Annotated in this window: 18 protein-coding genes; 10 read left to right on the forward strand and 8 right to left on the reverse strand. The window is 39.9% G+C overall.

The annotated features are described in order from the left end of the window. Positions 1-4: 4 nt before the first annotated feature. Positions 5-1,693 carry a dihydroxy-acid dehydratase gene (gene ilvD, locus L6494_RS11605; RefSeq protein WP_237995978.1) on the reverse strand — a complete coding sequence of 563 codons (1,689 nt, stop codon included), beginning with the start codon at positions 1,691-1,693 and terminating at the stop codon, positions 5-7. Between the two features lie 119 nt (positions 1,694-1,812). On the opposite strand from ilvD, the gene L6494_RS11610 reads away from it, so the two are divergent. The 6 genes from L6494_RS11610 (at position 1,813) to dnaK (ending at position 8,573) form a co-directional block, all read left to right on the forward strand. Continuing rightward, on the forward strand, positions 1,813-2,682 hold the full coding sequence (locus L6494_RS11610; protein ID WP_237994953.1) for a LysR family transcriptional regulator: 870 nt from the start codon (positions 1,813-1,815) through the stop codon (positions 2,680-2,682). A gap of 296 nt (positions 2,683-2,978) precedes the next feature. Beyond that, on the forward strand, positions 2,979-3,737 hold the full coding sequence (locus tag L6494_RS11615; protein WP_237994955.1) for an ATP-binding cassette domain-containing protein: 759 nt from the start codon (positions 2,979-2,981) through the stop codon (positions 3,735-3,737). Next, positions 3,734-4,366 carry an ABC transporter permease gene (locus L6494_RS11620; RefSeq protein WP_237994957.1) on the forward strand — a complete coding sequence of 211 codons (633 nt, stop codon included), beginning with the start codon at positions 3,734-3,736 and terminating at the stop codon, positions 4,364-4,366. Before L6494_RS11615 ends, L6494_RS11620 begins: the two co-directional genes overlap by 4 nt. A gap of 22 nt (positions 4,367-4,388) precedes the next feature. Further along, on the forward strand, positions 4,389-5,297 hold the full coding sequence (locus L6494_RS11625) for a glycine betaine ABC transporter substrate-binding protein (protein ID WP_237994959.1): 909 nt from the start codon (positions 4,389-4,391) through the stop codon (positions 5,295-5,297). A 75-nt stretch (positions 5,298-5,372) separates the two neighbouring features. Beyond that, on the forward strand, positions 5,373-6,110 hold the full coding sequence (locus L6494_RS11630) for a phytochelatin synthase family protein (protein WP_237994961.1): 738 nt from the start codon (positions 5,373-5,375) through the stop codon (positions 6,108-6,110). Between the two features lie 567 nt (positions 6,111-6,677). Then, positions 6,678-8,573 (forward strand): molecular chaperone DnaK, encoded by a 1,896-nt coding sequence (dnaK, locus tag L6494_RS11635; protein WP_237994963.1) that lies wholly within the window; start codon positions 6,678-6,680, stop codon positions 8,571-8,573. A 187-nt stretch (positions 8,574-8,760) separates the two neighbouring features. On the opposite strand, the gene L6494_RS11640 is transcribed toward dnaK, so the two are convergent. Then, the gene (locus L6494_RS11640; protein ID WP_237994965.1) at positions 8,761-9,903 is read right to left on the reverse strand and encodes a histidine decarboxylase; all 1,143 of its coding nucleotides are present in this window, start codon (positions 9,901-9,903) and stop codon (positions 8,761-8,763) included. 756 nt (positions 9,904-10,659) lie between these two features. Here L6494_RS11640 and L6494_RS11645 point away from each other — a divergent pair. Genes L6494_RS11645 through L6494_RS11655 form a run of 3 tightly spaced genes read left to right on the forward strand, consistent with a single transcriptional unit; the run spans position 10,660 to position 13,003 of the window. Beyond that, positions 10,660-11,625 carry a TIGR04222 domain-containing membrane protein gene (locus L6494_RS11645; protein ID WP_237994967.1) on the forward strand — a complete coding sequence of 322 codons (966 nt, stop codon included), beginning with the start codon at positions 10,660-10,662 and terminating at the stop codon, positions 11,623-11,625. Next, positions 11,586-12,464 carry a DUF692 domain-containing protein gene (locus L6494_RS11650; RefSeq protein WP_237994969.1) on the forward strand — a complete coding sequence of 293 codons (879 nt, stop codon included), beginning with the start codon at positions 11,586-11,588 and terminating at the stop codon, positions 12,462-12,464. The genes L6494_RS11645 and L6494_RS11650 overlap by 40 nt, the downstream gene beginning before the upstream one ends. Further along, positions 12,455-13,003, forward strand: coding sequence for a hypothetical protein (locus L6494_RS11655; RefSeq protein ID WP_237994971.1), 549 nt, complete (start codon positions 12,455-12,457; stop codon positions 13,001-13,003). Before L6494_RS11650 ends, L6494_RS11655 begins: the two co-directional genes overlap by 10 nt. A 66-nt stretch (positions 13,004-13,069) precedes the next feature. On the opposite strand, the gene L6494_RS11660 is transcribed toward L6494_RS11655, so the two are convergent. Beyond that, positions 13,070-14,890 (reverse strand): tetratricopeptide repeat protein, encoded by a 1,821-nt coding sequence (locus L6494_RS11660; protein ID WP_237994973.1) that lies wholly within the window; start codon positions 14,888-14,890, stop codon positions 13,070-13,072. A gap of 266 nt (positions 14,891-15,156) precedes the next feature. Here L6494_RS11660 and L6494_RS11665 point away from each other — a divergent pair, with 266 nt between their 5' ends. Next, the gene (locus L6494_RS11665) at positions 15,157-15,351 is read left to right on the forward strand and encodes a hypothetical protein (RefSeq protein ID WP_237994975.1); all 195 of its coding nucleotides are present in this window, start codon (positions 15,157-15,159) and stop codon (positions 15,349-15,351) included. Positions 15,352-15,674: 323 nt separating this feature from the next. On the opposite strand, the gene L6494_RS11670 is transcribed toward L6494_RS11665, so the two are convergent. The 5 genes from L6494_RS11670 to L6494_RS11690 form a co-directional block, all read right to left on the reverse strand. Next, the gene (locus L6494_RS11670; protein ID WP_237994978.1) at positions 15,675-17,231 is read right to left on the reverse strand and encodes a hydantoinase B/oxoprolinase family protein; all 1,557 of its coding nucleotides are present in this window, start codon (positions 17,229-17,231) and stop codon (positions 15,675-15,677) included. Positions 17,232-17,607: 376 nt separating this feature from the next. Then, on the reverse strand, positions 17,608-19,716 hold the full coding sequence (locus tag L6494_RS11675) for a hydantoinase/oxoprolinase family protein (RefSeq protein WP_237994980.1): 2,109 nt from the start codon (positions 19,714-19,716) through the stop codon (positions 17,608-17,610). A gap of 387 nt (positions 19,717-20,103) precedes the next feature. Continuing rightward, positions 20,104-21,270: a PAS domain-containing protein gene (locus L6494_RS11680; protein ID WP_237994982.1), complete on the reverse strand. Its 1,167-nt coding sequence runs from the start codon at positions 21,268-21,270 to the stop codon at positions 20,104-20,106. Between the two features lie 727 nt (positions 21,271-21,997). Then, positions 21,998-22,381, reverse strand: coding sequence for a beta-lactamase hydrolase domain-containing protein (locus L6494_RS11685; RefSeq protein WP_237994985.1), 384 nt, complete (start codon positions 22,379-22,381; stop codon positions 21,998-22,000). Between the two features lie 115 nt (positions 22,382-22,496). Next, complete coding sequence (locus L6494_RS11690; RefSeq protein ID WP_237994987.1) at positions 22,497-22,664, reverse strand: hypothetical protein; 168 nt, start codon at positions 22,662-22,664, stop codon at positions 22,497-22,499. Positions 22,665-22,854 lie beyond the last annotated feature (190 nt).

The raw sequence follows: 22,854 nt of genomic DNA on the forward strand, positions 1-22,854 counted from the left end.
ACCCTTAATTAAATAAATCCAAGTCTGTGACAGCACCGACACTGCTAGAGGCGACTAACTTGGCATATTTCGCCAAGATGCCTTTTGTATAACGGGGTGGGCGGGGTTGCCATTTGGCGCGGCGGCTGGCTAATTCTGCATCGGAGATATTTAACTGTAACAGGCGGGAATTAGCATCAATAGTGATGCTATCACCTTCTTCGACCAGAGCGATCGCACCACCAACGGCTGCTTCTGGGGCAACGTGTCCGACTACCATACCGTAAGTACCGCCAGAAAAGCGTCCATCGGTAATTAAGCCAACAGTATCACCCAAACCTGCACCAATAATTGCTGAAGTGGGGGCTAACATTTCCCGCATACCAGGGCCGCCTTTAGGGCCTTCATAGCGGATGACAATTACATCACCAGCTTGAATTTTACCTGCGAGGATGGCATCTAAGCATTCTTCCTCTGAATCAAATACTTTTGCGGGGCCAGTAATTAAGGCTTTCTTGACTCCGGTAATTTTGGCTACAGCCCCTTCTGTAGCTAGATTACCTTTGAGAATAGCTAAGTGACCTTGGGCATACATTGGGTTATTCCAAGGACGAATCACATCTTGGTTGGCGGGTGGTTCTTCGGGGATATCTGCTAGAACTTCGGCAATGGTTTTACCTGTGATGGTCATACAGTCGCCGTGGAGTAAACCATGCACGAGTAGCATTTTCATCACTTGGGGAATACCGCCAGCTTGGTGTAAGTTTGTGGCGACATATCGACCACTAGGTTTTAAATCACACAAAACGGGTACACGACCACGGATAGTCTCAAAGTCATCTAGATTTAGTTCTACACCAGCTGCGCGAGCGATCGCTAGAAAATGTAATACGGCATTAGTTGAACCACCGACAGCCATAATTACAGAAATAGCATTTTCTATAGATTTACGGGTGATAATTTGCCGGGGTAAAAGTTGATGACGAATTGCTTCTACTAGTACCTTAGCTGATTCTTCGCTGCTATCGGCTTTTTCGCCATCTTCCGCCGCCATTGTAGAAGAATAGGGTAAACTCATCCCCATCGCTTCAAAAGCCGAGGACATAGTATTAGCTGTGTACATCCCACCGCAAGAACCCGCACCAGGACAAGCACGGCGTTCTACTTCCATCAGTTCGGTCTCGTCAATTTTCCCAGCACTGTATTCACCCACAGCTTCAAAGGAACTGACAACAGTTAAGTCGCGGCCGTTGTAGTGTCCAGGTTTAATTGTGCCACCGTAAACAAAGATAGCCGGAATATTCATCCGCGCCATTGCAATCATTGCCCCTGGCATATTTTTATCACAGCCACCGATCGCAATTACACCATCCATACTTTGTCCAGTACAGGCGGTTTCAATGGAGTCAGCAATGACTTCTCGTGACACTAGGGAATATTTCATCCCCTCCGTTCCCATCGAAATCCCATCACTAATAGTAATTGTGCCGAACATTTGCGGCATTGCCCCAGCTAGTTTAACCCCAGCTTCTGCTCTTTGTGCTAGTTGATTAATCCCCATATTACAGGGAGTAATTGTACTGTAGGCATTAGCTACACCAACAATTGCTTTGTTAAAGTCTTCATCCTGAAAACCAACTGCACGCAGCATAGCGCGATTTGGCGATCGCTGCACCCCTTGTGTGACAACTTGACTTCTGAGATTCTCTGACATTGTTTTTTCATCCATTGCTTTTACCTTAATCAAATCACTGTACGTGTATCATAGGTAGACTTTTTTGAGATGTCCAATATATATTTATTGAAAATTGAGACTTATAAAATATTAAACATATGGAACTACGACACCTGCGCTACTTTATCGCTGTAGCTGAGGAACTACATTTCAGTAAAGCCGCAGAAAGACTGCATATAGCTCAACCACCTCTGAGCCAACAAATCCAACAGCTAGAGGCGGAACTAGGGGTAGAACTTTTGCATCGCAAAACTAAGCGACAAGTACAGCTAACAGCAGCTGGCCAGGTGTTTTTACAAGAGACTTATCAACTACTGAAGCAACTAGAAACAGCAGTAGCACTGACTCAAAGGACTGGACGTGGTGAAACAGGTCAACTCAGAATAGGATTTACTAGTTTGGTAATTTACGACTTATTACCCTTGATTTTGCGCCAATTTCGCGAACAATTTCCAGAAGTAGAACTAGTTTTACTGGAGTTAACGACCAGTCAACAGGAGCAAGCACTGAGAGATTCCCGAATTCATGTAGGTTTTGCTCATCCACCTTTAGAAAATGACACATTATCTTATAAATGTATTCACAGGGAAAGCTTGGTTGTGGCTTTGCCTTCAACTCATTCATTGGTGCAAAAAAAACATATCTCAGTGCGATCGCTTCTCAATGAACCTTTGATTATGTTTCCCCGCCATCTAGCACCAGGACTTTACGATCGCATCATGAGTCTTTTTCAGCAGGAGCATTTAAACCCTAAAATTACTCAGGAGGCGATTCAAATGCAAACCATTATTGGACTAGTATCGGCTGGAATAGGTGTAGCGATCGCACCATCTTCTTTACAAAATCTGCAAAGGACTGGTGTAGCTTATCGTCCGATACTAGAAAAAGCACCTGTAATAGAAACTGCCATAATCTGGCAGGAAAACAGATTAACTCCGATTGTAGAAAATTTTTTGCAATTTATTTAAGGGACTTCCAGATAAAAAAATGTCCAAAATGTAGGGTGCGTCAGTATGAATAATTTCCTGGTACAGCTAGGTTTTATAGCACTGACGCACCCTACTAACCGTCAATTTGGAATAATTTATTTTTTGGTGTTCCCTAAAGTGTAGATGCCCTGTACAAAAGGATGCTCTAGACAGCTTTGATTAAGTCTTGATTTGTTTCCCACAATTGATGAGATAGAGTCAGTAAAATTGGCAATTAATGCCCACGGATAAATCCGGGGGCTTGAACCAAGCAAAGTTTAAAATGTTTCTATGTAATGCCACAAAATAACTCAGTCGCTATTGAATTTCATGATGTCACCTTTAGCCGCAATCATCGTCCTTTGGTGTCGCGGCTCAATTTCGCCATTCATCGGGGGGAAGCGTTAGTATTACTCGGACGTAGTGGTAGCGGTAAAACTACCACTATGAAATTAATTAATCGCCTGTTTACACCCACCCAAGGCGAGGTGTTATTTAATGGTGTACCGACAACTCAATGGGATGAAATTAAACTCAGGCGTAAGATTGGTTATGTAATTCAAGAAACTGGTTTGTTTCCTCACTTTACAGTAGAACGTAATGTGGGTTTAGTTCCTAGTTTAGAAGGCTGGCAACCGAAACAAATCAAAACGCGAGTATACGAATTATTGCAGTTGATAGGTTTAGATCCTACACAATTTGCTAGCCGTTATCCTCACGAACTTTCGGGGGGACAAAGACAAAGGGTAGGTGTAGCCAGGGCTTTAGCCGCAGATCCGCCTGTATTATTAATGGATGAACCCTTTGGCGCACTCGATCCGATTACGCGCTTAGAATTACAGCAGGAATTTCGGCGATTACAACAGGAATTAGGGAAGACAGTGGTTTTTGTCACCCATGACATTCAAGAAGCCTTTGTTTTGGCATCGAGAATTGGGTTAATGTATGGGGGAGAATTGGTAGTATTAGGGACGAAGGATGAATTTATGCGATCGCAACATCCCGAAAGTCTGGCATTCCTGCAATGTCTGCGTTCACTGCAAGACAACTTATGAAAGATTTCTTCCTGATCAAGTACGCGTCAGAAATTTTACAACACACCCTAGAACATTTATTTTTAGTGGGTGTTGCCATTAGTATTGCCATTATGATCGGTATTCCTTTAGGAATTTTAATTACCCGTCAAACTCAACTGCGGCAACCAATTTTAGGTTTTGCTAATGTTCTCCAAACTATTCCTAGTTTGGCATTATTTGGCTTACTAATTCCTGTCCCAGTCATTGGTGGAATTGGTGTTGTTCCTGCGATTGTTGCCTTAACTTTATATTCCCTACTACCTATAATTCGTAATACTTATACAGGTATTACAGGGGTAGATCCTGCAATTCGGGAAGCCGGGCGAGGAATGGGAATGACAGATAGACAGTTATTATTACAAGTGGAAATTCCTTTAGCAATGGGTGTGATTTTGGCGGGGGTACGAGTATCGACAGTTATTAGTATTGGCATTGCAACTATTGCGGCTGCAATTGGTGCTGGAGGCTTGGGCGTGTTTATTTTCAGGGGAATTTCAGTAGTCAATAATCAGTTAATTTTAGCTGGGGCAGTTCCGGCGGCGGTGATAGCACTACTCGCTGATTTATTGATTGGATTGCTAGAGAATAAATTAAAAGTGAAAAGTTAATAATTTTTAGCAACTATGGGTTATGAAAAGATTTTTTTTAGTTCTCTTATTCAGCTTTGCATTAGTGATGGCGATCGCTAGTTGTAAAACTAATCTAATAAGTAGTAGCGGTGATATTATTATAGCATCCAAAGACTTTACCGAACAAGATATTTTAGGCGAACTTCTAGCTCAACAAATCGAAGATACCACAAATTTAAAAGTAGTTCGCCGTCCTCGCTTGGGTGGTTCTTTTGTCTGTCATCAAGCAATTATCTCTGGTAATATTGATGCTTATATTGAATACACAGGTACGGCGTTTACGGGTATTTTAAAACAAGCAGTAATTAACGATCCTAAAGTAGTTTATGCAAAACTAAAACAAGCCTATGCTCAACAATTCCAGTTAGAAGTAATGCCTAGTCTGGGTTTTGAAAATACCTTTGCAATTATTATCAGGGGAAAAGATGCCAAACGCTACAACATTCAAACCCTCTCCGAAGCTGCTCAATATACACCCCAATGGCGCGGCGGTTTTGGCTACGAATTTCTAGAAAGAGAAGATGGGTTTCCAGGGTTAGCTAAAACCTATAATTTAAACTTTACCAAACCACCTCGAATTATGGACTTGGGTTTAATTTATAGGGCATTAATTCAAAAACAAGTAGATATGATAGCAGGTAATTCCACAGACGGACAAATTGCTCGCTTGGGTTTATTCGTTCTTAAAGATGACAAACAATACTTCCCCCCTTACGAAGCTACACCAATTATCAGACAAGCAACTTTAAAAAAATACCCACAAATCCGAGAAGCCATTAATCAACTAACAGGTAAAATATCCGCCGATGAAATGCGACAGCTTAACTATTTAGTAGAAGGAGAACTCCAAGATATTAAAGAAGTAGTACGCGAATTTCGTAAATCTAAAGCACTCCTCACTCTCTCATAAAAATTCCTCTCTGCGATTTCCGCCTTAGCGATACTGCGCCTCTGGGTGAAACGTCCCATTTATATAATCACAGCAATGAATTTTACTATTAAAAAAATTCTCAAAACCTCTATCCAAGGCATAGTTATTGGATTATGTATTTCCAGTGGCAACGTCTTATCTCAAACTTTACCACTATCAACTAATTTAATCGATTTCAATTCTGATACCGGAAAAAATCTATTAATTACCAGTCGCGCCAGAGAAGACTTTTTCCCCTTAAGTATACAATTTGTAACTCAAAATAATCAAGCTTATTGTGGAGTGGCAAGTATTGTCATGGTGTTAAATAGCTTAGGAATTTCTGCACCAGAAGCACCACAATATTCACCTTATAGAGTGTTTACTCAAGAGAATTTTTTTAGTAATGAGAAAACTAAAGCAGTCATCACTCCCGAAAAAGTCTCTCGTCAAGGTATGACTTTAGCAGAGTTAGGTGGATTAATCGCTAGTTATGGTGTAAAAGTGGAAGTTCATCATGCTGCTATTACTAGTATAGAAGATTTTAGAAAAGTGACAGCAGCGAATTTAAAACAAAAAGGCAACTTTGTCATAGTTAATTATTTACGCAAAGAAATCAACCAGGAAAGAGGCGGACACATATCACCAATAGCCGCATATAACGAAGAGACAGATAGATTTTTAATTATGGATGTTTCCCGTTATAAATATCCACCAGTTTGGGTGAAGACAGCAGACCTATGGAAAGCTATGAACACAGTTGATTCAGTTTCAGGTAAAACAAGAGGCTTTGTATTGGTAAGTAAATTGTAATGTGTAGATGTGTTTGAAACTACAGCTAGAAATTTCTTAATACGAGTATCGACAAGAGACTGTAGCTATTTTAAACCCAGTTTGGGATTAGGCGATCGCACTTAACTGTTGATGGTAACTTTAACGGCTGTCCCCTGTCACCGTTCGGACGTTTGGTGTTATCTCCGTTCGCGTCCCCCAAGGAAGCCTGTCACCGATAAAAATCTAGTTAATTTTCCCTCACAATAGGGTGATTTACATCTAAAGGCGGCAAACACCACATTAACTTTACGGTTGACCCTAATTACTCAGAGTATTAATTCTCATAAATTAGACAGAGTGAAAGCAGTTTAATCGATGAACCAACTAGAAACATACTTTAAAATTAACCGTCCCATCCATTGTTCGGGAAACCACCCTTCATGGACTGGCTACATAAGCTCAGTATATATATCAGCGTAACTTGGATTGACAACTCCAAAAGGTTATCGATGCTGAACTAACTGCTTTTTAAACTAGTTGGTTCAAAGATTAAGTCTCTTATATTCCCATTCATTCATTTGTAGTTATACGGAGCCAGCACCGAAAATGGCAAAAGTAGTTGGAATTGATTTAGGTACAACTAACTCCTGCGTCGCAGTAATGGAAGGTGGTACACCAACGGTTATTGCTAACGCTGAAGGGTTTCGCACCACCCCCTCAGTGGTAGCATTTGCTAAAAATGGCGACACTTTGGTAGGACAAATAGCCAAACGCCAAGCAGTGATGAACCCAGAAAACACTTTCTACTCTGTAAAGCGTTTTATTGGTCGTCGCTTTGATGAAGTCACTAACGAAGCAACAGAAGTTTCTTATAAGGTTCTCAGCAGTGGCGGTAACGTCAAGCTAGACTCCTCTGGTAAACAATTTGCACCAGAAGAAATTTCTGCTAAAGTTCTCCGCAAACTAGTAGAAGACGCTAGTAAGTATTTAGGTGAAACTGTCACCCAAGCTGTAATCACCGTTCCCGCCTACTTCAACGACTCCCAACGTCAAGCCACCAAAGATGCTGGCAAAATCGCTGGTATTGAAGTCATGCGGATTATCAACGAGCCTACAGCCGCTTCCTTAGCTTACGGTTTTGACAGAAAGAGCAATGAAACCATCCTGGTATTTGACTTAGGTGGTGGTACATTCGACGTATCTGTCCTAGAAGTAGGCGATGGCGTATTTGAAGTATTGTCTACTTCTGGTGATACCCATCTTGGTGGTGACGACTTCGATAAGAAAATCGTTGATTTCTTAGCTGAACAGTTTAGAAAAGACGAAGGTATCGACCTCCGCAAAGACAAACAAGCCTTACAACGTTTAACAGAAGCCGCCGAAAAAGCCAAGATTGAGCTTTCTAGCGTTACCCAAGCAGAAATCAACCTACCATTTATCACAGCTACCCAGGATGGCCCTAAACACCTGGATACAACCCTGACTCGCGCCAAGTTTGAAGAACTCTGTTCTGACTTGATTGACCGTTCTCGCATTCCTGTAGAACAAGCGTTGCGCGATGCTAAGTTAAGCAAAAGTGATATTGATGAAATTGTTTTAGTCGGTGGTTCTACGCGTATCCCCGCCGTCCAACAATTGGTGAAGAATTTGTTGGGTAAAGACCCCAACCAAAGCGTTAACCCTGATGAAGTTGTGGCTGTGGGTGCAGCAATTCAAGCAGGTGTTTTGTCTGGTGATGTTACAGGTATCTTGTTGTTAGACGTAACACCATTGTCCTTGGGTGTAGAAACCTTGGGTGGTGTAATGACTAAGATTATCCCCCGCAACACCACAATTCCCACCAAAAAATCGGAAGTCTTCTCTACAGCCGTGGATGGTCAAACCAACGTAGAAATTCACGTCCTCCAAGGTGAGAGAGAATTTGCTAACGATAACAAGAGTTTAGGAACTTTCCGCCTGGATGGGATTCCTCCCGCACCCCGTGGCGTACCCCAAATTGAAGTTACCTTCGATATCGACGCTAACGGTATCCTCAACGTCGCCGCGAAGGACAAAGGTACTGGTAAGGAACAATCTATCAGTATTACTGGTGCTTCTACCTTAGATAAAACCGACGTTGACCGGATGGTACGTGAAGCCGAACAAAACGCTTCTTCTGATAAAGACCGTCGAGAAAAAATTGAACGCAAGAACCAAGCCGATTCTTTGGCTTACCAAGCCGAGAAGCAGCTGCAAGAGTTAGGCGATAAAGTGCCTGCTGCTGATAAAGAAAAGGTTGAAGGTTTGGTGAAAGAAGTGCGGGAAGCCGTTGCGAAGGAAGACGACGAACAAATCAAGAAGTTGACACCAGAATTACAACAAGCGTTGTTTGCAGTTGGTAGCAATATCTATCAACAGGCTGGTGGTGCTGCTCCTGGTGCTGCTCCTGGTGATGGCGGTGGTACTCCTCCCTCTGATGGCGGTGATGATGTAATCGACGCTGACTTTACTGAAAGTAAGTAAGTTTAGGACAAACAACAGAACCCCGGTTTTTTCGAGAAACCGGGGTTCTTTTTTTTACTCCATGAGTTAAATCAGTTATCACGTTATCAGGAGTTTGTTATGTGGAAAAGCTAACGCGAAACCTAACCCCCTAACCCCCTAACCCCCTAACCCCCTAACCCCCTTCCCTACAAGGGAAGGGGAAAAGTTAAAACACATTGATATCATTTTCCGTTAATGCGTAAGTCCGAGAATTTTTAACAAATCCAGCTTCTTCTAGAAACTCATCTAGTAATGTACGACTGTGATTTTGCATTACTATGACGTGAGCCATTTTATCGAAACATGATAATTGCCATCGCTGCACAATCAATTCATTAGGACATTCAAACAGCACAGTTGTAGATAGGGGATTGAGCAGAGCAAACCTATATGAGTTTTTAATTTTATTGTAAAGATATTCTGCGTTTTGACGACACTGTATAGCTTCAAATGCAAATTGATGCTTTCTTTTTTGAATAGCATCCCAAAGAATTACGGGGGCCATGCCATTTCTACTACCTAAAATAGTCGTATCGGTAGAGTTCAGATATTCAATATCAAATGATTGAATTAAATGTTTGGAAGCCAGAATAACGCCGCAAGGAATTGGCGAACCAATGAATTTATGCCCGCTAATCGCTATTGACCCTATGGGATATTTGCTAAAATCTAAAGAATTTTCCTGCTCTAAATACGGAAGAAGCATTCCTCCTAAAGCTGCATCGATATGAATATAAAATTTCTGTAAATTAAGTTCTGAAATAATCTCAACTATTTTGCTGATATCATCAACTGCTCCTTTAACCGTTGTCCCAACGTTAATATTAATGATAGCCGGCTTATCTTTATTCTCTGAAAGTAATTGACTTAATGAGTCATAATCAATTTCTCCATTTGATAGAGATTTTACTTTCGTTAAAGGCATACGAAACATTCGTGCTGCTTTGAATATTGAATAATGACTATCCTCTGAACTGTAAAGAATTCCGTCTGGATATAATTCTCGACCTAATAAAATTCCACATAAATTTCCCTCTGTTCCTCCAGAGGTGACATATCCCCAAGTATCAGACTTGTCTAAGCGATATAGTTGGGCGATAAAATCAACTACTTCTCGTTCAAAATCTTTGGTATTTAATCCATAATTTCCCTTGACATAAGGGTCTCCTAAGTTATTTACTATAAAACTCAGAAGTGGTGCTAGATGTTGGTAATCAAGCTTCTGATTCAAGGGATATCCAAGATGATATTTTGAACAGTTTTCCAGATGATTTAATAATGAATCAAGCGATAAGTTTAGATTACTCATGTCAGTTCAAAATTTAACGTTTACTGGTAGCATTAATAAACAAACAATGCAGTTAACAATTAAAAATTCAAAATTCAAAATGACGCTCTCTACGAGACGCTGCGCGAACGCGGACTCGCTAACGCTGCGCTAACAAAATTAAAGACAGTTGGAGTTAGGGATTTAAACCCCAACTCAACTGATACTACGTGTAGACCTAGGGGTCTTAAACCCTTGAATTTACGATAAATGTTGCAATATATTTATTTAAGATAATTATTAATATTTTTTTGTAGTGTATTTATACACAACATATACGAAAATACAACTATCGCCTATAGTAATTACACTTATAGCTATTATTAAGTCTTTATAATTTTATTAAAACTTACGTAAGTATTCCCAAATAACCTCAACTGGCAAATATGGCGTAACTTAATTTGAATGTGTCTAAGTATTGATTTAGAACTGTTTAAGCGAATTTTTTTATGTGACAGTTAGAGATTGAATTTGCCATCCACAGATTTTTTAGTATAAATAGTTACTTTTTTGCAATTATCCTGTTTTCCAAGTTCGCTGAGTTTGGTTGAGAATTTACCCTAATTTCCCAAATATTGAGTTTTTATCCCCTAAAATCTTACACCCCTGATTTCTTCAGCCTTCACCGAGTCCATCGCCTACTGTGCTAATATAGACACAAGAGTGGAGAAACATATGCAAAAATACTAACTTCAATTTATTGGATTGCTAGTAATTTTCCAATTAGGAGTAGAAGCAATGGATTTATTGCTGCATAATCCCATAGCAGATATGTATGGGCCACAGTTTCTATTGTTTTATGGCTGTGTAATTGCCATCACACTGTTTGTCTGCTGGCTGTTAATCCAAGATCCTACCAAAAATCAACCTCTGCGGTTAATTCCCACTGCTCCAGATCCCTACGAAATTGCTTACTTGCGTTTCCAAAAGGCGGGAGTAGCGAATGTGGCATTATTTAATCTATTGGTGCAAGGTTATTTAAAAATTAGTAGAAAATCCATCACTCATGCACCCAATCATCCTGATATTTCTCAATTACAGCCGATAGAACAGCAAGTATTCCAGAAATTTGCTGTCCCTACCGCAGCCATCACATCTTTAAGATCCGCATCTGAGAGTGTAGAATCATACTGTCATATTTATGAACAGCAACTGCACAATGAAAAATTGTTGTATCCAGGCGACTGGCAGTCCTGGCAGGCATGGCAGATGAAAGTAGGGTTGATGGGGGCAATGATTATTTCTAGCCTTGGTGGTTATAAGCTAATTATCGCTTTAGCTAAAGGACGGTACAACGTCGGCTTTTTGATCATTATGGCTGTAGTTTCTATTATCTGGCTTTTTGGGCAGGTTAATAGGCGATCGCGCATCAGTTATCGGGGATATAAATATCTGCAACAATTAGAGGAAGCATTCGCGCCATTAAAGTCTAAAAGCAAAAATTTTGGTGTTGTATGTTCTCCATTGGAATACAACTTACTCATAGCCCTCTTTGGCATGAATGCACTGGATGGAACTACTTATTACTCATACTATCAAGCATTCTTTCCCCCAATGACCTCCAGCACAACTAAAACAACTCGCACAACTAGCAGTAGCAACTCTTCCTCCGGTAGTTCATGCAGTAGTAGTTCATGCAGTAGTAGTTCATGCAGTAGTAGTTCATGCGGTGGTGGTGGTGGCTGTGGCGGTTGTGGAGGGTAGACGCAGTGCTGGCTGATTTACCACCTTTAGGCGTAGGGTTGGGTTTTCGCCAACCGTTTAAAAGTGATTTGTTCCTCAACCGCCAACAGGTAGACTTTCTGGAAATTGTAGCGGAACATTATTTAAAACCATCCTGGCAACAACAGCAACAGTTAGAATTATTAGCCAGTCATTTCCCTCTCATTCCCCACGCTATTAATCTTTCTTTAGGTAGTGCTGAGGGTGTAGATATAGACTATGTTCGCCAACTAGCAGCGTTAATTAAACAGCTTAACCCGCCTTGGTGGAGTGAACATATTTGTTTTACTAAAGCGGGTGGAGTTGATATTGGCCATTTGTCTCCGTTACCTTACACCAAAGAGGCTGTCAAAGTGCTGTGTCGTAATATTGCCGAAGTGCGACGCTGGATTGATGTGCCGTTAATTTTGGAAAATATTACCTATATGGTGACACTTCCCGGTGCAGAAATGACCGAAGCCCAATTTTTGGCGGAAGTGGTAGAACGTTGTGATTGTGGTTTGTTGTTAGATATCACAAATCTCTACATCAATGCAGTGAATCACGATTATGATGTGCAGCAATTCTTGCAAGATTTACCCTGGGAACGTGTTGTCCAGTTACATTTTGTAGGTGGACATTGGCATGATGGCATACTAATTGATAGTCATTCCCAATCAACACCCTCCCAAGTCTGGCAACTCATGGATGAGGTTGTGGCGCGTGTGGCTATAAAAGGAATTGTTTTAGAACGGGATGAAAATTTACCAGCCTTTGCAGAATTAACATCCGAATTGCAACAAGCAAGAGAAATTGGTAGGAGACATCACAGATGGGGTTAGAACAAACCCAAATACTCTTAGCACAAATTTACACCAACACACAGTTGAGAGAACGTTTCTTTACTAACCCCCAAGCCGTTGGTTTAGAGATGGGACTCAGTAGTGATGAGGCGCAGCAGTTAGAGCAACTTTCACCAAAACAGGTGAATGCGTTTGCTAATTCCTTAAAGTGGAAGCGGTTGGGAGAAGTGCGGGAGTTGTTACCACGCACCGCTAAAGAAATGGGTAAAAATTTCACTACCTTGTTTTGGCGATATGCGGAAAACCCCATCCCCCCAGGAATCAAAAAACATCGCCAAGATGCGATCGCCTTTGCTAACTTTATCATCCAAGTTGCTCAACAGGAAGGACTTGAGCCAGCTTGGATAGGTGACTTAGTGCGCTACGAAAAAACCTGGCTGTTGGTTTATACTACAGCTAGCTGCTTAAAGATTTGTTGGTTTGGTTATGCTGTTCACCAAAACTTGAGCAAAAAAGGTGTGATTGCTCTGTGGTTGCGCCTGGGGAGACGTTCAGAACTACGTCATTTTATACTTTAATCGGGTTTTCAAACACGCTCTAAGAACCATCAAAACTAATTTGATAACCCACTAGACCACAACTAGCTAACGCAGTGTAGCCATCATTTCTAAAATTTGTTGATGGTATTGTCTATTACCTTCATGATTATAAAGGTCAGCAGATTTCTTTAAATCTCTCATTGCGCCATCTCTGTCTCCTAAATTACGCCGAACTTCAGCCCGTAATAAATACGCTGAAGCCCAGTAAGGTTGATGCTGTAAGGCTTGGTCTAAATCGGCTAATGCTGCTTGATGGTTTCCCAGTTGAGTATGGCTACGACCTCGGTTATACCAGTCTTCAGCATCATGAGGATCAATGGCGATCGCTTGGTTATAATCTGCTAGGGCTTGGTGATACTCGTTAAGGGCATAATAAGCATTGGCGCGGTGGCTATAAAATAGGGCAGACTGGGGATTAATCTTTAAAGCTTGGGTGTAATCAGCGATCGCGCTTTGGTAATCTTGTTGGTCATAATACCAAGCTCCCCGGTTATAATAGGCTTCAACTAGTTGGGGATTGATTACTAAGGCTTGGTTGTAGTCGGCTAGTGCGCCTCGATGATCTCCCAACTGACGACGAGCATTACCACGATTGCAGTAGGATGGGGCAAAATTGGGGTCAAATTTGATGGCTTGAGTGTTATCGGCTATTGCTCCCAGAAAATCTTGTAAGGCTTCATGAATGACCGCTCGTCCGTAGTATGCTTCTACTAAGTTGGGATTTATTTGTAATGCTTGATTATAATCAGCGATCGCTCCTTGATAGTCTCCGAGATGACGGCGAGCTGTAGCGCGATCGCAGTATCCTTCTGCAAGTTGGGGACATAGTGCTAATAATTGATCGCTATCTGACAGTGCGCTGGCATAGTCTCCGATTTGGCGGCGAATGTTGGCACGCAAACCGTATACTAAAGCTAAATTAGGATCAATTTGTAATGCTTGGCTATAGTCAGCAATAGCACCTTGATAATCTTTCTCAAATACTCGAATTAAACCCCGTTCCCCATAGGCTTGTGCGTCCTCTGGGTTTAAACGAATTGCTTGGCTTAAGTCTTTTAAGGCTAAATCATATTCTTTGAGGCGAGAGAGGATCACACCGCGATTGTAGTATGCTGTGGCAAAATTAGGATTAAGTTCTAGAGTTCGGTTGTAATCGGCGATGGCGGCGTGATAGTCTCCTAAAGCATAGTAGGCGTTACCCCGATTTTGATAAGCCTCGACCAAGGTAGGATCTAGTTGGATGGTGCGTTCATGATCAGCGATCGCCTGGCGATATTCTCCTAGGTTATAGTAGACATTACCGCGACTACTGTATACTGCGGCTAAATAGGGATGCCATTGCAAAGCTTCCTGAAAATCTGATATCGCCCCTTGATTATCGCCCTGATTAGCAAAACCCACACCTCGATAATAATAAGCGTGAGCAATATCTATATTTATATCACTAGCTAACTGTGGATTGACTGCTATGGTGTGCATATAGTCAGCGATGGCTTGGTTATATTCTCCCCAGGCGAAGTAAGCTTTACCCCGATAGTAGTAAGATGCAGTAATAGTAGGGTTAATTTGCAATACTTGATCATAATCAGCGATCGCACCTGCATAGTCAGCCAAAGAGTAACGCGCAAATGCTCGATAGTAATAAGCTTCAGCTAAATTAGGATTAATTTTAATAGCACGAGTTAAATCTGCGATCGCAGCTTGATAATCTTTTAGTTCATTACATAGAATCATCCCTTGGTTCAAATAAGCTACTGCATAGTCAGGTTGGTTTTGGGTGGACTGGGTGTGATTTGCGATCGCCCCTTGATAGTCCCTTGGTAAATTTGTATAGAGTCCCTGTTGGAAAAAAGAGTCAGCATTCATCTAATTTTCTTATCTTGTTGCACTAAGCATGAGTTTGATGAGTCTCAAGTTGCCATTAATAGGGTAGAACACTGTATCTTGATTAAACTATAAATTTAGCCATAATACCAATATATATATATAGCTATATTTGGCACAATTTTTATTTCATGCCATTGAAATATGTGAAGATATGAAAGATCCAGCTATTATGACAATTGGATGTAGTGAAGATCATCACCGTCTCAAACCAATTTATCTAGATTTCATCAGGTGGAGCGCGAAATATGTACGACAAAGAGGACATCGAAGCGATGCTTGATAGCATGAGTGTCGTGGATGTGCTAAGAATAATGTCTGAAATTTGTTATGAAAAAGCTGAATATCTTAGAACAGACTACCAAGACAGTGAAACTGCAAGAGCCTGGGAAAAAGTGGGTAGAGCCGTAGGTAAGATAAAAATAAAAACAGAATTATATTAATCAGACAGTTAAAATCAATCCCGTGAATTTATCTCTACGGGATTTTTAATTAAATAACTTTAAGGGAATAAAATTAATAGATACTTTTCCTACTTAGTCAACTACCAAAAGTATTAATTATATCCCCGACTGCTTTGAGAAATCGGGGATATTGTGTTTCGCGAATAATTGACGAGAAAAGGTAGAGACGTTGTATGCAATGTCTCTACAGTTGTAGGGGAGAGATACTCTAGTCTTTAGAGAGGGGTTTTCCAAATCCCGTGAAAAGTCAGTTCCTAATTACGAATTACGTAGCTTGCTTCTCGCTTTGCGAGTATTACGAATTACGAATTACCAAAACCTCCGCCTCCAGGAGTAGCGATCGCAAAAACATCTCCAGGGTTCATCTCTACTGTTGCTGTGCTGTCTAAATTCTCTTGAACCCCATTTCCCCGTTCTACCCAGTTGCGCCCCACCTGTCCAACTTCCCCGCCATTTAACCCAAAAGGAGGTACAACCCGATGTCCAGAGAGAATATTAGCTGTCATCGGTTCTAAAAAGCGCAGGCGACGAATTACCCCATTACCGCCTTGATGTTTTCCTTTACCGCCACTATCAGGACGCAGACTAAAGCTTTCTAATAGTACAGGGTAGCGGGTTTCTAAAACCTCTGGATCAGTCAAGCGGGAATTAGTCATGTGAGTCTGGACTGCATCCGTACCATCAAAATTAGCCCCAGCCCCAGAACCGCCACAGATGGTTTCATAATATTGATAGCGATCGTTCCCAAAAGTAAAGTTATTCATCGTCCCTTGAGAAGCAGCCATCACACCCAAAGCACCATACAAAGCATCGACAACAGTTTGAGAAGTTTCTACATTACCTGCAACTACGGCTGCTGGATAAGTTGGGTTTAACATACAACCTTCAGGGATAATAATATCTAAAGGTTTCAGACACCCAGCATTCAAGGGAATACTATCATTAACTAAAGTCCGAAAGACATATAAAACTGCTGCGTGAGTAACTGCTTTAGGAGCATTGAAGTTACTATTTAACTGTCCAGATGTGCCAGTAAAATCAATTTTAGCACTCCGATTTTCGCGGTTAATTATGACTTGTACTTGAATTTTTGCGTCGCTATCCATCTCATAAACAAATGAGCCATCTTTAAGCACATCAATGGCTCTTCTCACTGATTCTTCAGCATTATCTTGGACAAATTTCATATAAATTTGAACTGTTTCTAGCCCGTATTGAGAAACCATCTTAGACAGTTCTTGCACTCCCCGTTCATTGGCAGCAATTTGTGCCTTAAAATCAGTTATATTTTGATTAGGGTTACGAGCAGGATAGAGATGATTTAACAGTAATTCTCGTACTGCATTTTCCCGAAAATCCCCCTGTTCTACCAAGAGAAAATTATCAAACATAATGCCTTCTTCCTCTACATTTTTACTATGAGGAGGCATAGAACCAGGCGTAATTCCACCGATATCAGCTTGGTGTCCGCGAGAGGCGACGTAAAATAGGGGACTGGAGATATTTTCGCCAGTTTCTAGAAATACGGGTGTAATGGCGGTGACATCGGGGAGGTGAGTTCCACCGTTGTAGGGATTATTTGATAAATAAACATTGCCTGGTTTAATAGTGTCGCCTTTATCATTGATTAAACTGCGGACACTTTCACTCATTGAGCCTAAATGTACGGGAATATGGGGGGCGTTAGCTACTAATAATCCTGACGCATCAAAAATTGCACAAGAAAAATCTAAGCGTTCTTTAATATTTACGGATACGGCTGTATTTTGTAGGACAATTCCCATTTGTTCAGCAATGAATTGATAGAGATTTTTGAATATTTCTAAGCGTACTGGATCTGGTTGAGATGTAGTATACATTTTGATTGCGACTCCTTGAATGTGAGAAAATTGTCAGATATGTAATTACAAAAAGATAGGTTGGGTAGGGTGCGTCAGTATGAATAATTTTTGAGTATAGTTAGGTTCTATCGCACTGACGCACCCTACAGTTTGGATATTTTTTTATCTGGAAGTACCTAAGAAAAATTGTCAGATATAGCTATCCATTTTTTGTGATTACAAAAAGATAGAGGTTTGTAGTAAGGACTTCAGTCCTGATTTTTCTAAGGACTAAAGTCCTTACTACGAACTTGCTTATCTATCAATTGAAAATGGCGATCGCTGTTTCTTCAGATGGACTCTTCAACTTAAATAGTCAGAAACTCATCTTTCAAATCGCAATTAATTTGTAAATTTATTCATGGTTGACACATCGGGCTAAAATCAAATGATTACACTCAGTTAATCTGGCTTGCCAATTCGGTTCAACTACAATGGTGCTAATTTTTTCGACAATGATAGCAGCACCATTAATACAATCTCCTGGTTGTAAATCTTCCCGACGATAAACTGGCGTATCATGCCATTTTTCAGCAGTAAACATCTTGACTATTTCCACCGATTGGGGAAATTTATCTAAAGGTTTAGTACGAGCAATTAAAGTTTCTTCAGGAGTATCCATTTTCTGAATTACTTCTACTGAAATAGATTCAACAATTAAGGCTTTTTTTGACTGCACGAAACCATAGCGAGACTTATGTTTATCTGCAAATGCTATTTGCATCACGGTTACATCTACATCAAAATTAACACTTAAGGTAGAATCAGTCCCCTCATATTTTAAATTCAGGGTTTGAATTATTTCTTCTTCAATGCTGCTTTCATCTTGGCTGAGTTCACTTCTGGCTTGGGTTTTTAAAGACTCCATTAATTGTATTAATTGAGGAATTAATGCTTGATTTAAATGCTTTTCTACTCCCCCAACTCTAGTAGCTCTAACATCAGCTAATCCCATACCATAAGCTGAAAGAACACCAGCATAAGGATGCAGAAATATCTGTTTCATCCCTAAAGTATCAGCAATTAAACAAGCAACTTGTGCGCCTGCACCACCAAAACAACAAAGAACATATTCCGTGATATCATAACCACGTTGTAGGCTAATTTTTTTAATAGCATTAGCCATATTTTCGACAGCGATCGCCATAAATCCTGCTGCTACTTGTTCTGGTGTACGATAATTACCTGTAACGGTGGCAATATCTAGGGCTAATTGGTTAAATTTCTCCAAGACAATATCTTTATCTAAAGGTAAATTACCATCACTGCCAAAAACAGCAGGGAAATATTGGGGATGAATTTTACCTAACATCACATTAGCATCTGTCACCGCTAAAGACCCACCACGCCGATAACAAGCGGGTCCAGGATTTGAACCAGCCGATTCTGGCCCGACACGATAACTAGAACCATCAAAAAAGAGAATTGAACCGCCGCCAGCTGCGATCGTATTAATTGATAATACAGGAACTCGCATCCGCGCCCCAGCAATTTCGGAATCTAATTGGCGTTCATACTCACCTTTAAAATGGGCAACATCTGTACTTGTTCCCCCCATATCGAAGGTAATTACTAAATTAAAACCTGCTCTTTTGCTAGTTTGGACTGCACCAACAATACCGCCAGCCGGGCCGCTTAAAATGCTATCTTTACCTTGAAATTGTGTAGCATCAGTTAACCCGCCATCAGATTTCATAAACATTAACCTGACGTTAGGTAACTGACTAGCTACTTGGTCAACATATCGCCGTAAAATTGGCGTTAAGTAAGCATCTACAACAGTTGTATCACCGCGACTTACCAATTTCATCAAGGGACTAACTTGATGAGATACAGAGATTTGTGTGAAGCCTATTTTTTGAGCAATTTCTGCTACTTGTTGCTCGTGTTTGGGGTAGCGATCGCTGTGCATAAAGACAATTGCACAACTACGAACCCCTGTATGATAAACTGCTTGTAAATCTTGTTTTACCTGTGCAATATTTACAGGTGTTAATTCATTACCATTAGCATCATAGCGTTCATCTACTTCAATTACCTGTTCATAAAGCATCGTCGGTAAAATAATTTGACGAGCAAAGATATCAGGACGGTTTTGGTAGCCAATTCTGAGGGCATCTTTAAACCCTTTGGTAATTAGTAGAACTACTCTATCTCCTTGTCTTTCCAACAGTGCATTAGTGGCTACTGTTGTCCCCATTTTAACTACTTCTATCGCTGCACTGGGAATAGGTTCATTGTTTTTCAGACCAATAATATTCTGAATTCCTTGAATAACTGCATCTTGGTATTGTTCAGGATTTTCGGAGAGTAATTTATAGACTATTACCCATTCTTGATTAGGCAAAGGCACAATTAAAAATCGTTCCTGAAGTCTTGAGAGTCTGTCTATAATTTTCTGATTATCTGTTACAGCAACAATATCTGTAAATGTGCCACCTCTATCTGCAAATACTTTTAGCATAGTTAGATTTCATCTATCAACTAAAAGTAGCGTAGCAGTGATGTTTGGTATAGTTCTACTTCATGTGTGGTATATTTTGACAACAAGTGTAGACAAAAATATTTTTTATCGCACGCAGAGGCGCAGAAACGCAGAGAGTAAGAGTTTCAATCTCTGCATGATATCAGGTTCGGATAATTAGTTATGCTTTCAAGAGTGATTAAACCCCACCCTCACCCACGCGCCAGCAATTCTCATTTTCACTAAACCTATTTTGAGTATTTTCACTGCTTGACAAAATGCGCTCTACTCACCACTCCCTACTCATCACTCCCTACTCACTACTCCCTACTCAGCACTCAGCACTCATCACTCATCACTCCCTACTCAGCACTCAGCACTCCCTACTCAGCACTCTCTAACTATCATATGTTTTTTCGAGTCAAAACTAATTACTCCTTGTTGTTGCAATTTGCCTATCAATCTTGTAATTGTGACTCTAGTAGTACAACACGCGCTAGCAATTTCTTCGTGAGTGAAGCGAAGATTTAAACGAGTTCCTTCTGCTACTGGTTCGCCAATTTCTTGTTTCAAAAACTGTAAGAGATGATATAATCTATCTTCTACTCGTCGCTTGCCAAAAATAACTAACAAGGATTCAGTTTGCTTTAACCGTTGATTGATTTTTGGTGACAGAATATTACTTAATATCGGATTCAAAGCTACTTCAGTTAAATGAATAGATACTAATTTGACATCTGACAAGGCTGTAGCTTGATAAATAGGTAAAGATGTCATACTAGAGCCAAATACCATTTGTGGTGTTGCTAAACCTACTAAAATTTCTTCACCTGTTTCACAGAAAGTATTTAATTTCACTAAACCTTGGCAAATATAGAAAATTACTAAAGGATTCAAGGGAATATCTTCACCTTTAGTATAGGTATATATGGGGCGATCTTGACTGAGGTATTCTTCACGATTGATTAATCCTAAATCATTTAAATGATGTTGATTAATCTGACGCAATAACCAGCGCAAAGATGTTGGTTTACCATGTTGATTGCGAACTACTGCTACTGTCAAAGCCGCATCAAAAGGTTCACCATCATCTGGCTGTAAACGTAATACTAACTCTTTACCTCTATCAGATTGAAATAGCTGAGTTATTTCGCTGCGAAAACTTTCTCGCTCTTCGATGCGGATGAAGTTAATCATCGATTGACCGAATAAAGTCTGCTTGGTAGTATTCAGCAACTTAGCGGCGGCTAGGTTAGCTTCTTGAATAACGCCTTCTGAATTAGTAACAAAATAAGCATCTGGTGCAAATTCAAATAAATTGTAATAATGTAAGCGTTCAGCTTCTAATTGAGTTCTTGTTTGTAAAAGTTCCTCGTTTTGTTGATAAAGTTCTTCCGCCGCTAACTGTACCATTTTCGAGTTACTATAGAGTTCCTTAAAAGCTTGCGGTAGTAAATCTGGTGGAATCCACGGCAAAACGCTGGCAGTTTGGTATAAATCTGCTAGCTGCTTGTGTAGTGCTTCGGCTCGTTGGATAAATAATTCTATATTCACTTTAGATACTCACGACTTACTGACAGCACTGGATTAGAGCAATCAACTTAATTAATAGATTAAGAAACTGCTTCTACCCTAAAGCTGCGAATTGTCAAAGTTGAAGTAAACTGCAAATCTACATTTATCCTGAGAGTTAGCTAATCTTAGTATTTAGTACAAAACAGCCAACATAATTATTAAACCACTAAAAATCACTCTTAAATCAATATCAGCAGCAGATATTATTTAAAGAATTGTATAAAATCAATTTCATGGGAAATCCCTTGATACAGGGTGCTAACTGTGAAGAATAACGAAAAGTTTATAGCCATACTTCCATCACTAGCATCAAGCAACTACTACTTGAGATATAGATCAAACTTTAAGTTAATTTGTATTCTACAATACAGGAAACTATAACGATTTAGAATATTCCTCTTGCACAGTTCTGAAAATGAGATGTGTCATTCTGAATGAAACGTACAATTTTTGAGATGTTTCGCTTTGCTCAACATGACAGCATCCTTTGAGATGTTTCGCTTTGCTCAACATGACAGGTTCTTTTGAGATGTTTCGCTTCTCTCAACATGACAGGTTAAGGATTTATGCAAGAGGTTTAATAGTTTGTGATAATCAGAATCCCGACATCTTTGAGATATCAGGATTTTCAGGTTTTTAGGAAATAAGTTAGGAGGCAGAAGATAAATAAAAAATCAAATATTTGGTTAAAATTCGGCAAATAACATTATATTAATCCTAAATTAGCTGTTAATTCAATTGCTTTCTCAAAAGTGATACCTTGTTTAGTCGCAATATACAATAATGCTATTACGGCTGAACGGATTGAGTTATCACAATGAATCAGAGCAGGTTTTGGTAATTCATTGATGGTATTTAAGACATGGCGTGTAGTTTGATGGTTAATTTCTTCAACTTTAAGAGGTAAATTAAGATAACGCAATTCTAGAAATTCCAGTTTATCTCGTTCATCATCTAACCAGCCTTTTTCATCAGGCGATCGCAGGTTAAGTATAGACTTATAGCCATCAGCAAGAATTTGGGGAAATTGCTCTGGGGTAATTTGCCCTGCGACAGATAATTCATTGTTAATTTTTCTGACGATATCCATATTACCACCTTCCTAATAGTGAGTCATCAATTTTGCAGATAACTCTAATAGTAAGAACTCAGGAACAAAAAATATTGAAAAATTTCTCCTGAATTCTTACTAAGAATCTTCATGTTTAAAAATCTTGTTTTTCTGGTATATCCCCCTCAAAAGGCTGAACACCTGTTGCTGGGTAGTCATCATCTCTCACACCAAAGATTCTAGAAACTGCACCTGAGAGATAGTTAATTAATTGCTGTCCTAAGTTTTGGATTTTTTGCAGTAAATTTTTAGAGGTAGACATAAATTTTCCCTTTTAAATTTGTTTTAAACACCGATTAATTGAAAATGAATTGCTAATGTTAGCTATCTGATAACTGCATTTTAATTAATGTTTCCTCATCTCTCAAACAAAATTTTCAACATTGAATATATGGGCAGAAAATGCTATAAATCTCGAATTTTTACATCAAAATAGTAAATGAGGAAAGCCA

The organism is Nostoc sp. UHCC 0870 (genome assembly GCF_022063185.1).
Taxonomy (GTDB): domain Bacteria; phylum Cyanobacteriota; class Cyanobacteriia; order Cyanobacteriales; family Nostocaceae; genus Trichormus.

Coding starts and splice junctions, on each gene's coding strand:
- ilvD (WP_237995978.1), bottom strand. CDS start 1,693: ATGTCAGAGAATCTCAGAAGTCAAGTTGTCACACAAGGGGTGCAGCGA.
- L6494_RS11610 (WP_237994953.1), top strand. CDS start 1,813: ATGGAACTACGACACCTGCGCTACTTTATCGCTGTAGCTGAGGAACTA.
- L6494_RS11615 (WP_237994955.1), top strand. CDS start 2,979: ATGCCACAAAATAACTCAGTCGCTATTGAATTTCATGATGTCACCTTT.
- L6494_RS11620 (WP_237994957.1), top strand. CDS start 3,734: ATGAAAGATTTCTTCCTGATCAAGTACGCGTCAGAAATTTTACAACAC.
- L6494_RS11625 (WP_237994959.1), top strand. CDS start 4,389: ATGAAAAGATTTTTTTTAGTTCTCTTATTCAGCTTTGCATTAGTGATG.
- L6494_RS11630 (WP_237994961.1), top strand. CDS start 5,373: ATGAATTTTACTATTAAAAAAATTCTCAAAACCTCTATCCAAGGCATA.
- dnaK (WP_237994963.1), top strand. CDS start 6,678: ATGGCAAAAGTAGTTGGAATTGATTTAGGTACAACTAACTCCTGCGTC.
- L6494_RS11640 (WP_237994965.1), bottom strand. CDS start 9,903: ATGAGTAATCTAAACTTATCGCTTGATTCATTATTAAATCATCTGGAA.
- L6494_RS11645 (WP_237994967.1), top strand. CDS start 10,660: ATGGATTTATTGCTGCATAATCCCATAGCAGATATGTATGGGCCACAG.
- L6494_RS11650 (WP_237994969.1), top strand. CDS start 11,586: ATGCGGTGGTGGTGGTGGCTGTGGCGGTTGTGGAGGGTAGACGCAGTG.
- L6494_RS11655 (WP_237994971.1), top strand. CDS start 12,455: ATGGGGTTAGAACAAACCCAAATACTCTTAGCACAAATTTACACCAAC.
- L6494_RS11660 (WP_237994973.1), bottom strand. CDS start 14,890: ATGAATGCTGACTCTTTTTTCCAACAGGGACTCTATACAAATTTACCA.
- L6494_RS11665 (WP_237994975.1), top strand. CDS start 15,157: ATGTACGACAAAGAGGACATCGAAGCGATGCTTGATAGCATGAGTGTC.
- L6494_RS11670 (WP_237994978.1), bottom strand. CDS start 17,231: ATGTATACTACATCTCAACCAGATCCAGTACGCTTAGAAATATTCAAA.
- L6494_RS11675 (WP_237994980.1), bottom strand. CDS start 19,716: ATGCTAAAAGTATTTGCAGATAGAGGTGGCACATTTACAGATATTGTT.
- L6494_RS11685 (WP_237994985.1), bottom strand. CDS start 22,381: ATGGATATCGTCAGAAAAATTAACAATGAATTATCTGTCGCAGGGCAA.
- L6494_RS11690 (WP_237994987.1), bottom strand. CDS start 22,664: ATGTCTACCTCTAAAAATTTACTGCAAAAAATCCAAAACTTAGGACAG.